The sequence below is a fragment of the Kitasatospora sp. NPDC057518 genome, assembly GCF_042802075.1.
Taxonomy (GTDB): Bacteria; Actinomycetota; Actinomycetes; order Streptomycetales; family Streptomycetaceae; genus Kitasatospora.
The window spans coordinates 1-9,826 of record NZ_JBHVEU010000332.1 but is presented as its reverse complement, the minus strand read 5'-3'; the positions used below and the strand labels follow the sequence as shown (position 1 = coordinate 9,826).

General features: G+C 73.8%; 12 protein-coding genes and 1 pseudogene. 7 read left to right on the top strand and 6 right to left on the bottom strand.

What is annotated here, in order from left to right:
* The 3 genes and pseudogenes from ACFU7Z_RS28265 to ACFU7Z_RS28255 all read left to right on the top strand — a co-directional run.
* Nucleotides 1-383: pseudogene (locus ACFU7Z_RS28265) on the top strand (NmrA family transcriptional regulator); the annotation flags it as partial.
* 179 nt (nucleotides 384-562) lie between these two features.
* Nucleotides 563-1,165 carry a DUF1772 domain-containing protein gene (locus ACFU7Z_RS28260; RefSeq protein ID WP_049653286.1) on the top strand — a complete coding sequence of 201 codons (603 nt, stop codon included), beginning with the start codon at nucleotides 563-565 and terminating at the stop codon, nucleotides 1,163-1,165.
* A 206-nt stretch (nucleotides 1,166-1,371) separates the two neighbouring features.
* On the top strand, nucleotides 1,372-2,067 hold the full coding sequence (locus tag ACFU7Z_RS28255; RefSeq protein ID WP_049653289.1) for a polysaccharide deacetylase family protein: 696 nt from the start codon (nucleotides 1,372-1,374) through the stop codon (nucleotides 2,065-2,067).
* A gap of 149 nt (nucleotides 2,068-2,216) precedes the next feature.
* Here ACFU7Z_RS28255 and ACFU7Z_RS28250 read toward each other — a convergent pair whose 3' ends face one another.
* The gene (locus tag ACFU7Z_RS28250; protein ID WP_310593231.1) at nucleotides 2,217-2,684 is read right to left on the bottom strand and encodes a DUF1772 domain-containing protein; all 468 of its coding nucleotides are present in this window, start codon (nucleotides 2,682-2,684) and stop codon (nucleotides 2,217-2,219) included.
* A 219-nt stretch (nucleotides 2,685-2,903) separates the two neighbouring features.
* Between ACFU7Z_RS28250 and ACFU7Z_RS28245 the strand changes: the two genes are divergently transcribed.
* The 4 genes from ACFU7Z_RS28245 (at nucleotide 2,904) to ACFU7Z_RS28230 (ending at nucleotide 6,570) form a co-directional block, all read left to right on the top strand.
* The gene (locus tag ACFU7Z_RS28245) at nucleotides 2,904-3,911 is read left to right on the top strand and encodes an AraC family transcriptional regulator (RefSeq protein ID WP_049653291.1); all 1,008 of its coding nucleotides are present in this window, start codon (nucleotides 2,904-2,906) and stop codon (nucleotides 3,909-3,911) included.
* A 93-nt stretch (nucleotides 3,912-4,004) separates the two neighbouring features.
* Nucleotides 4,005-4,583, top strand: a complete 579-nt coding sequence (locus ACFU7Z_RS28240) for a TetR/AcrR family transcriptional regulator (protein ID WP_074004797.1) — start codon at nucleotides 4,005-4,007, stop codon at nucleotides 4,581-4,583.
* Nucleotides 4,584-4,682: 99 nt separating this feature from the next.
* Nucleotides 4,683-5,840, top strand: a complete 1,158-nt coding sequence (locus ACFU7Z_RS28235) for a GDSL-type esterase/lipase family protein (protein WP_380780494.1) — start codon at nucleotides 4,683-4,685, stop codon at nucleotides 5,838-5,840.
* A 157-nt stretch (nucleotides 5,841-5,997) separates the two neighbouring features.
* A complete protein-coding gene (locus tag ACFU7Z_RS28230; RefSeq protein ID WP_380780492.1) occupies nucleotides 5,998-6,570 on the top strand; it encodes a hypothetical protein in 573 nt (190 codons plus the stop codon).
* Between the two features lie 121 nt (nucleotides 6,571-6,691).
* On the opposite strand, the gene ACFU7Z_RS28225 is transcribed toward ACFU7Z_RS28230, so the two are convergent.
* The 5 genes from ACFU7Z_RS28225 to ACFU7Z_RS28205 all read right to left on the bottom strand — a co-directional run.
* Complete coding sequence (locus tag ACFU7Z_RS28225; protein ID WP_380780490.1) at nucleotides 6,692-7,381, bottom strand: hypothetical protein; 690 nt, start codon at nucleotides 7,379-7,381, stop codon at nucleotides 6,692-6,694.
* 188 nt (nucleotides 7,382-7,569) lie between these two features.
* Complete coding sequence (locus ACFU7Z_RS28220; protein WP_380780489.1) at nucleotides 7,570-8,235, bottom strand: 4'-phosphopantetheinyl transferase; 666 nt, start codon at nucleotides 8,233-8,235, stop codon at nucleotides 7,570-7,572.
* 5 nt (nucleotides 8,236-8,240) lie between these two features.
* Complete coding sequence (locus ACFU7Z_RS28215; protein WP_380780487.1) at nucleotides 8,241-9,149, bottom strand: alpha/beta fold hydrolase; 909 nt, start codon at nucleotides 9,147-9,149, stop codon at nucleotides 8,241-8,243.
* A gap of 34 nt (nucleotides 9,150-9,183) precedes the next feature.
* A complete protein-coding gene (locus tag ACFU7Z_RS28210) occupies nucleotides 9,184-9,654 on the bottom strand; it encodes an SRPBCC family protein (RefSeq protein ID WP_074004792.1) in 471 nt (156 codons plus the stop codon).
* Between the two features lie 90 nt (nucleotides 9,655-9,744).
* On the bottom strand, nucleotides 9,745-9,826 hold an 82-nt coding region (locus tag ACFU7Z_RS28205; protein WP_375873872.1), incomplete at its 5' end, for a hypothetical protein.

Below are 9,826 nucleotides of genomic sequence, written 5' to 3'. Positions count from 1 at the left end.
TGCCGGTGGGTGGTGCGGTGGAGCCGTTCGTGGACGCGGAGGACATCGCGGACGTGGCGGTGGCGGCGTTGACGGAGGCGGGGCACGCGGGGGAGGTGTACGAGCTGACGGGGCCGCGGCTGCTGACGTTCTCGGACGTGGCGGTGGAGCTGTCGGCGGCGACGGGGCGTGAGGTGCGGTTCGAGGCGGTGTCGGAGGAGTCGTACCGGGGGGTGCTGGAGGCGGCGGGGCTGCCGGCGGACTTCGCGGAGCTGTTCTCGGTGATCCTGGACGGCCGCAACGCGTCGCTGGGCGACGGGGTGCGGCGGGCGTTGGGCCGCGAGCCGCGGGACTTCGCCGATTACGCCCGCGAGGCCGCCGCCTCGGGCGTGTGGAACGCGTGACCAGCCAGAAGGGCAACACCTGCCGTCCGTACGGCAGTCCACTTGATCGTCGGTGCCGGGCGGCGCCGACCGCCTGACCGAACACCCGGCCCCGGCCGGGAGCGGTGAGGAGGCCGGCGGCCCGGACACCGGGAGGGTCCCCGCGTCGGGCGGGGACCGGGGAGACCGAAGGAAAACCGATGCGCTCGAATCAGACCGCGACCCCTGCTTCCTACACCGCCGCACAGTCCTTCACCGGCCTCGCGCCGGGCGGTACGGCCCCGGCCGTGCCCGCCACCCGGAGCAAGGCCGCCGGGCCGCTCCTGGTGGGCGCCACCGTCGCGATGGGCCTGATGGCGGGCCTGTTCTTCGCCTTCGACGTCTCGGTGATGCCGGGCCTCGCGGCGGGCGACGACCACACCTACGTGGCGGCGATGCAGCAGATCAACAAGGCGATCGACGGGAACGGGCTGTTCGGCCTGGTCTTCGTCGGCGCGTTCCTCGCCACCGGCATCGCCGCCTGGCTCCAGCACAAGGCCGGCCGGCGCCAGGCCGCGCTCTGGGCGGCGGCCGCGACGGCGCTGTACGTGGTGGCGCTGATCGTCACCATGGGCGTCAACATCCCGCTCAACAACGAGCTGGCGGCGGCCGGCGACCCGGCGCAGATCCACGACCTGGCCGCCGTACGGGCCAAGTTCGCGGACACCTGGGTGCCGGTCAACATGCTCCGCACCGCGCTCTGCGCCGGCGGACTGTTCGCGCTGACCCGCTCCCTGGTGCTGCACGGCCGCGCGGGGCGCTGAACGCCGAACCCCCGCACCGCGCCCCCGGCGGAACCCCGCCGGGGGCCTCGGCATGTCCGATACCCGCGGTGCCCGGCGGTGCTCGCCACCCGGTGCTCCCACTGGCCGGTTCCGTTCGCTCGCGATCGACGGAGGGTCGCGGCGGACGGCCCCTCGGGAGCAGACTGGCGGCCGGTGCACGGGAGTTCCGACCGCAGGGGGCAGACATGACCGTACGACCCGGCAGGCGAACGGCAGTCGGCAGGATCCGGACCGCGATCGGCGCGCTCGTCGTCGCCCTGGCGGCGGGAGCGGCGGTCGCCCTGCCCGCCACCGGGGCGGAGGCGGCCGGCGCCAACGGCGGCAAGGTGGTCTACCTGACCTTCGACGACGGCCCCAGCCCCGCCTACACGCCCAAGGTCCTGGCGACGCTCGCCCGGTACGGGGTGCGCGCGACCTTCTTCGAGATCGGGCAGAACGTCGCCGCCCACCCCTCGGTGACCGCGCAGGTCGCCAAGCAGGGCCACAGCGTGCAGAACCACTCCTGGTCGCACCCGGACCTGCGCAAGCTCTCCGCCGCCGCGCTCGACGCGCAGGTGGCCGACACCGACCGGGCGATCCGCGCGCGGACCGGCCGCACCCCGAGCTGCCTGCGCCCGCCGTACGGCGCGGTGAACAGCACGGTGCGCTCGAAGGCCGCGGCGCTCGGCAAGCAGGTCGTGCTCTGGTCGGTGGACCCGGCGGACTGGTCCCGCCCCGGCACCGCCGCGATCCGGTCACGGGTGCTGGACAACGTCCGTCCCGGCTCGGTGGTCCTGATGCACGACGGTGGCGGCGACCGCAGTCAGACGGTGGCCGCGCTGCCGACGATCATCTCCACGCTCAAGGCGCGCGGGTACGGCTTCGCCACCCTCTGCGGCTGAGTCGGGCCGGCGGCAGAGGGTGGCGGGGGACGGGCGGCGCGCTGGGGCCGCCCGTCGAACGGGCTCGGCCCGGCTGCTGAGCGGGTCCGGGCCGGCCGTCGAAGGGGCTCGGCCCGGTCGGCTCCGCCCGTCGAGCGGGTCGGGGCCGGTCAGCTCTGCCCGTTGAGGATCAGTGCCCACGCGAGGCAGGCCAGCGCGCCGGTCGACAGCAGGGTGCGCAGCACGTTGAAGCGCACCCAGCGCGCCTCGAAGCGGCTGCGCACCGCGGCCGGGTCGGCGATCCGCTGGGGCGACCCGGCGGCCTCGAGCTCGTCGTTCAGCGGGATGTTGACCGAGCGGGTCACCCCGATCATCGCGATGTACAGCACGAGGGCGGCGATGGTCGCGGGCAGGACGTCGTGCCCGTCCGAGGGCAGGTGCAGGGCGACCGCGGCCGCGGTGGCGAGCAGGGCGCCGACGAAGCCGAGGACGAACCAGCCGTTCAGGATCGCCTTGTTGATGCGCTGCATGACCTCGATGAAGGTCCGGTCCTCGGCCCGCGCGAGCGCGGGCATGACCGAGCAGGAGAATCCGTAGAACAGTCCCGCGGTCAGTCCACAGGTGACAGTGGCCGCCACCAGGACGAGTGTGCGTGCCGTTTCCATCGTCGTGAGCCCCTCACTTCTCGCTGTCGGTACCGCTGTACTGCCGTACCGCCGTATCGCGTTCGCCGTGTCTCGGTCCATACCCCGTGGGCAGATCATCCGGCATCGGGGCGGTGCGGGCCACCTCGATCACTCAAGAGTCTCTCAAATGACGAAGCGTCAAATGATGTGCCGACGTCTACACTTGGCGGCATGGACACTCTGACGGGACTCCTCGACGGCCCCAAGGCCCGTGGCGCGTTCCTGCTGCGCTCCATCCTCACCCCGCCGTGGTCGCTGCGGATCGAGGACCGGGCCCCGCTCTCGGTCGTGACGATGGTCCGCGGCGACGCCTGGATCCTGCCCGAGCGCGGCACCCCGCTGCTGCTGCACCCCGGGGACGTGGCGATCGTGCGCGGCCCGGAGCCGTACACCGTGGCGGACGATCCGGACACCCCGGTGGACGTGATCGTCGGCCCGGGGCAGGTCTGCACCAAGGGCGGGGTGGACGTCTCCGAGGTGATGTCGCTCGGCGTCCGGACCTGGGGCCAGGGGCGGGAGGGCGACCGGGCCTCCTCGGTGGTGCTGTCCGGCACCTACCAGGCCGAGCACGAGATCGGCCAGCGGCTGCTGGGCTGCCTGCCCGCGCTGCTGGTCCGCCCGGCCGGCACCGGCGCCGACGACACCCTGGTGCACCTGCTGGCCGCCGAGATAGGGCGCAACGAGCCTGGCCAGGAGCTCGTCCTGGACCGCATCCTGGACCTGCTGGTGGTCTCCGTGCTGCGCTCCTGGCTGGCCGCCCCCGACTCCGGTGCCCCCGCCTGGTACCGCGCCCAGCACGACCAGGTGGTCGGCCCGGTGCTGCGGCTGATGCACGACGACCCGGCCACCGCGTGGACGGTCGCCGAGCTGGCCCAGCGGGTCGGGGTCTCCCGGGCCGGCCTGGCCCGCCGCTTCACCGCGCTGGTCGGCGAGCCCCCGATGGCGTACCTGGCGGGCTGGCGCCTGGCGGTCGCCGCCGACCTGCTGCGCGAGCCCGAGTGCACCGTCGCCTTCGCCGCCCGCAAGGTCGGCTACAGCAACGCCTTCGCGCTCTCGGCGGCCTTCAAGCGGGTGCGCGGCGTCAGTCCGCAGGAGCACCGCCGGCTGGCCGCCACGGGCAGCCAGCCGCAGGCGGCGGGCTTCTCGGGGCCGGCGGAGACGGTGATCCTGGCGGGCTGAGCGGGCTGAGCTGGTCGTTTCCATTTGCCTAAACTATTTAGGCAATCCCATACTGTCCGTAGGCCACCGACGCGACCGTACGGGAGAACGCACATGGCACGGGCAGGGCTGACCGTCGAACGCCTGGTCGTCGCGGGCGCCGAACTCGCCGACGAGGTCGGCTTCGACCAGGTGACCGTCGCCGCGGTCGCCCGCCGCTTCGGCGTCCGAACGGCCAGCCTCTACTCCCACCTCAAGAGCTCCCAGGACCTCAAGACCCGGATCGCCCTGTACGCCCTGGAGGAACTCGCCGACCTCGTCGCCGACGCCCTCGCAGGCCGGGCGGGCCGCGACGCGCTCGCCGCCTTCGCGGACGCCTACCGCGACTACGCGGCCCGCCACCCCGGCCGCTACGACGCCACCCGCCTGCGCCTGGACGCCGAGACGGCCGCCGCCAGCGCGGGCGTCCGGCACGCCCAGATGTCCAGGGCGCTCCTGCGCGGCTACGACCTGGGCGAACCGGAGCAGACCCACGCGGTGCGGATGCTCGGCAGCGTCTTCCACGGCTACATCAGCCTGGAGGCGGCCGGCGGCTTCAGCCACACCGCCGTCGACGCGCGGCAGTCCTGGGACTGGATCATCGACTCCCTCGACGCGCTGCTGCGCTCGGGCGGAGTCCGTGCGACCGGCTGACCGACTGACCGGCCTCCCGTACGACCAGTCCGGCCATCCGCCCATGAGCCCGGTCTGACGACCGGACGACCGGACGACCCGACGAACCGAAGAAGCATCATGACCACGATCACCACCCCCGTCACCGAGGACCTCCTCCACGGCCACCTCGACGTCGAACACACCCGCCGCGGCCTGTTGCCGCACCGCCTGCCCGCCGCCGCCCGCCGACGGATCCCGGACGAGCAGCTCGCGATGGCCGAGTCCCAGCCCTCCGGCGTCCGGCTGGCCTTCCGCACCCGCGCCACCACGATCACGCTGCACGCCGTCCCCACCAAGCGCGCCTACCCGGGCGTCCCGAACGTCCCGGACGGCGTCTACGACCTCCTGGTGGACGGCCGGCTCACCGCGCAGGCCGGCGTCCCCGGCGGCAACCTGCGCACCGTCGACCTCGCCACCGGCCGCTTCGAACTGACCGAAGGACCGGCCGGCAGCGCCCGGTTCACCGGTCTGCCGGAGCGGGACAAGACCGTCGAGATCTGGCTCCCGCACACCGAGACCACCGAACTGATCGCCCTCGACACCGACGCCCCGGTCGAGCCGGTCCCGACCGGCACCCGCAAGCGCTGGCTGCACCACGGCAGTTCGATCAGCCACGGCTCCAACGCCGTCCACCCCACCGGCACTTGGCCCGCCCTGGTCGCCAACCGCGCGGGCCTGGACCTGACCAACCTCGGCTTCGGCGGCGGCGCCCTGCTCGACCCCTTCACCGCGCGCACCATCCGAGACACCCCCGCGGACCTGATCAGCCTCAAGCTCGGCATCAACCTGGTGAACAGCGACCTGATGCGGCTGCGCGCCTTCACCCCGGCCATCCACGGCTTCCTGGACACCGTCCGGGACGGCCACCCGGGCACGCCACTGCTGCTCGTCTCCCCGCTGCTCTGCCCGCTCCACGAAACCGTGCCGGGCCCGCTCGCCCCCGACTTCAGCAGCGGCACCCTCCGCTTCCGAGCCACCGGCGACCCCGCCGACGTCGCCGCCGGCCGGCTCACCCTCACCGTCATCCGCGCCGAACTGGCCCGCATCGTCGCCGACCGCCGGGCCGACGGCGACCACCACCTCCACCACCTGGACGGCCTGGCCCTCTACGGCGAGCCCGACCACGAGGCCCACCCGCTCCCCGACGGCCTCCACCCCTCCCCGGAGGCCCACCGGCTCATCGCGGAGCGCTTCGCCGACCTCGCCCTCGCCCTCGGAGGCGCCCTGGCGCCGTGACGAGCCGTGACCCGTCGGGACCCGCCGCGGCCGCCTCCCGCCGGGAGCGGCCTCCCGGCTCCGGGGCCGGTCGCACGAGCAGTCAGTTCCCTGTGCTGTACTACGTGCTCCTCCGTACACCACGTACACCATGCACCACTTCCGGAGCCACCTCTCGATGAGCACCACCTGCCCGACCTGCGCCGCAGCAGACGAAACCGTCACCGTGCGCCTCGCCCTCCTGGACTCCGACCGGCCGCTCGACCCGCCGACGCGGGAGCTGCTGACGATGCCGTCCGAGCCCCGGGGCACGAGCGGGGCCGCGATCGCCCTCTTCGTCCTGGCCGGCCTCATGGGCCTGCTGGGACTGACCACGCTGGGCTCCGGCGACAAGGCCGCCGACGTCGACGACGCCGCGTACCAGTTCGGCTACCACTACGGCGCGTTCCTCTTCGCCGCGGTCCTGCTGGGCATCGGACTCGCCGTCCACTTCGCCCACCGGAGCCGCCGCAGCGACGCGGCGGACCAGTGGCCGCGGACCTACGAGCAGTGGCAGCAGCTCCACCAGGTGTGGCGGGCGACCTGGCTGTGCCGGCGCTGCCGCGTCGTGTTCCTCCCCGCCGCGTCGCTGCGCCCCGACTCCGCCGCCTCCGCCGCCTCCTCCGCGATACCCGCGGAGCAGTTCCCGCAGTGGTCGGTGGCCGTCGCGCGACAGGACGACCGCCCCGGCGCCCCGACCACGGCGGCCTGACCGGCTGCCCGACCACGTCGGTCCGGCCGTCCACCCGGCAGCCGGCCCCCCGGAGGCCGCATCACGTGCCGCCGCCGGGGAGGCCCGGCCGGGTCGGGTCCGTCGCCTCAGGCCTGGCGCCTCAGGCCCGGCGCCTCAGGAACGCGCTGATCTCGTACGGCCCCTGCCGTGCGAGTCCGACCAGCGGCTCCAGGTAGCCCAGCCACGGCGCGTCGAAGCCCTCCGGAGCCGCCACCGACAGACGGCTCCGAGCCGCGGCGACGCGTCCTGCGGCGGCCGGCAGCGCCTCGTCCTCCAGGCACCCGTACGCCTGCTCCACGAGTGCGGCCATCCTCCGCCGCCCCTTGCGGGCATGCGCCTGCTCGGCGCCGTCGCGGGCCACGAGCAACTGCTCGACCGGGATGGTGACCGCGGCTTCGAACGCGCCGAGCAGCGGCTCCTCGCACAGCTGCCCCACCACGCCCTCGGACAGCGGCGGGTTTCCGGCGACCAGCCGGTCCAGCACGGTGATGCCCAGCACCGCGTACGCGCTGGCCGTACGCCACAGCAGCACCTCCACCGCCTGCGAGAACTCGAAGGCCGCGCCGTTCAGTTCCCGCGCGACCTCGTAGTCGAGCCGCGGTGCCACCCCGTCGTCCCCGTCGTCGCGACGGCCCTCGGCGGCGTCGGCCGCGTACCTCAACCGCATCTCCACGGCGAGCGCCGACCGCCACTCCGCGTGCAGGCCGCTGACCGTGCCGTGCATCGCCGCCAGCGCGCCGTGCTCGGCCTCCGTCAACCCGTCCAGGGCCTTCCTGCTCGGGAAATCCACCTCAGCGCCCTTCCGTCCGCCGACAACGTCGACGCCACGCTAGAGCCCCGCCGCGCCCGCCGCAGGCGAACCGGCCGCGCGCCACACGGATCAGGGTGAAACCCCGTAGCCCCGCCCCTCGTTCGGCACCAGCCGTACCGGCGTCGAACGAGGAGCGGGGCGGGCGTGGTCCACAGGCGGCGGGCGTCTCATGCGGCGGTCGCCCGGGACGGCGGGAGGGCGAGCGCGGTGACGACCGTGCCGCGGTGCACGCCCCAGGAGCCGGTGCGGACGGCCGGGAGGTGCGGGTGCCGGGCCGTGAAGGTGCCGTCGGCGTGCACGGTGACGGCGATGGCCGCGAGCGGAGCCCAGGTGCCGGTCAGCGGATGGACGGCCTTGTAGGCGGCCTCCTTGGCGCTGAACAGGACGGTGTCCCACGGGGCTTGGCCCTCGGGCAGCTCCGCCAGGCCGCCGCGTTCGGACGCACTGCTGACCAGCTGCAGCACGCCCCGGGGAAGCGGCCGGGCGGGCTCGGCATCGATCCCGAGCGAGGTGAGCCGCCCGGTACCGGCGACCGCGCAGGCCGTGTACCCGTCCGTGTGGGTGATGCTGCCCGTGACACCCACCGGCCATCGGGGCGCCCCGCCGGGCCCCGGCAGCAGCGGCACCGGCGGGTGCCCGAGAGCGCCCAGCGCCTGGCGGGCGAGTGCCCGGGCGGTGGCGAACTGCCGTCGGCGGCGCGGCGAACGGTCCTGGATGTACGCCGCCTCCAACGGCAGCAGTCGCTCCTCGGACGGGTCACCGAAGGACTCGGCACAGTGGACGTGGGGCGGGAGCAGCGCGGCCAGGACGCCGGCGGGGGCGGTGGTGGTCACGGTCGTCAGCGGCCGGCCGTGACCAGCAGGTGGACGTGGTGCGCGACGTGCTGCGGGGCCTCCAACGGCACCATGTGGCCGGTGCCGGGAATCCGGTGCAGCTCGGCGTGCGGCAGCGCCGAGGCGAGCTCCTGGCTGAAGCTGGGCTTCACGATCTTGTCCTCGGTCCCGGTGATGACCGCCGTCGGCGCGGTGATCCCGGCCAGGCCCGCGCGCTGGTCCATCTCCTGGGTCGACGCGAAACAGGCGGCCCGGACGGCCGGCACCGTGGCGGCGAACAACCGGCGGTTGGCCTCCCGCGCGGCCAGGGTGGCACTCGGCCCGTGCGTCCCACCGAGCAGCCGACGGCCCAGCCACGGCGTCCCCAGGGCCCGGCTGAACAGCTTCGACCCCATCATCTTGACCTCGTTCGCCGGCGTGTTCTGCCCGTGCGAAGCCGTCGACACCAGCACAAGTCCCGCCAGCGGCTTGACACTTGCCCCGCCCTTCGCGGCGGACGGCCCCTTCGCGGACAGCCCCGCCGCCCAGGCCAGCGCCGCGTACCCGCCACCGGAGTGCCCCACCACCACGACCGGCCGCTCCGGCGTGGTGAGCGTCCCGACCACGGTGTCCAGGTCCCGCGCCAGCCGCTCGATGCCGATCGGCTCCCGTCCGGCCGTCGACGAGGCGTGACCGCGCTGGTCGTACGTGGCCACCGTGTGCCCGGCCGCCGCCAACTGGCTCGCGGTGGCGTGCCACACGGTCCGGGACGCGGCCCAGCCGTGGACGAGCACCACCAACGGCCGGCTCGGGTCGGGCTCGCCCGGCTGGTGGACGGTGATGGCGAGCAGCGCGTGGTCGTCGGTGGTCGCGGTGTGGTCGGTGGTGGTGACGGCGTGCCGGGTGGGCAGCGTGCGGATCTCGGTGATGGTCACGGCGGGCCTCCTCTTCCTCTTCCGGTGACGGTTCTTACTTCTGGTTGTCGAGGTGGTGGCGGAGGTTGCTCAGGGCGCGCTGGGTGGCGGTGGTGTGCTTGGCGGTGAGGTTGGTGAGCTTGTGGAGGAACTTGGCGAGGCCGTGCGGGGTGGTGGCGAAGGTGACGGTGAGCAGGGTCTGCGCGCCGTCGTTGTGGGGCGTGAGCTGGTACGTCGTCGTGCCGTGGAAGTGGCCGGTGTGGCTCTGGGTCAGCCGGGCGTCGGGCGTCGCGTGGGTGGTCGTGGAGGTGAACCGGAGCTTGGGACCGGGCTTCCCGACGCCACCCGTGTGGACGGTGGTCGTGGTGGTGCCGCCCTCCTGCTGGGGGCCGGTGGGACCGGGCTGGTGGGTGTTGTGGGGGTGCCACCAGGTGGTCCTGCCGTTGAGTTCGTCGACGATGGCCTCCCAGACGGCGTGGGTGGGGTGGTCCAGGATGGCCCGGTCGGTGTGGTGGATGGCATGCATGGGGAATTCGGCCTTTCGGTCGGCGAACGGGGGCGTGCGACGGGGGATTTCCTATTTCTCCGGACGCGGATTCCGGGTGTTTTTTGTGTGTTAGGGGAAGATGTTTTGGCCGGGGGTGAGGGTGTGGGTGGGGTCGTAGGTGTTTTTGGCGTTGGTGAGGGTGGTCCAGTGG

What these genes read in the sequence shown, in the direction of transcription:
- ACFU7Z_RS28260 (WP_049653286.1), top strand. Translation starts at nt 563, where the DNA reads ATGCGCTCGAATCAGACCGCGACCCCTGCTTCCTACACCGCCGCACAG.
- ACFU7Z_RS28255 (WP_049653289.1), top strand. Translation starts at nt 1,372, where the DNA reads ATGACCGTACGACCCGGCAGGCGAACGGCAGTCGGCAGGATCCGGACC.
- ACFU7Z_RS28245 (WP_049653291.1), top strand. Translation starts at nt 2,904, where the DNA reads ATGGACACTCTGACGGGACTCCTCGACGGCCCCAAGGCCCGTGGCGCG.
- ACFU7Z_RS28240 (WP_074004797.1), top strand. Translation starts at nt 4,005, where the DNA reads ATGGCACGGGCAGGGCTGACCGTCGAACGCCTGGTCGTCGCGGGCGCC.
- ACFU7Z_RS28235 (WP_380780494.1), top strand. Translation starts at nt 4,683, where the DNA reads ATGACCACGATCACCACCCCCGTCACCGAGGACCTCCTCCACGGCCAC.
- ACFU7Z_RS28230 (WP_380780492.1), top strand. Translation starts at nt 5,998, where the DNA reads ATGAGCACCACCTGCCCGACCTGCGCCGCAGCAGACGAAACCGTCACC.
- ACFU7Z_RS28210 (WP_074004792.1), bottom strand. Translation starts at nt 9,654, where the DNA reads ATGCATGCCATCCACCACACCGACCGGGCCATCCTGGACCACCCCACC.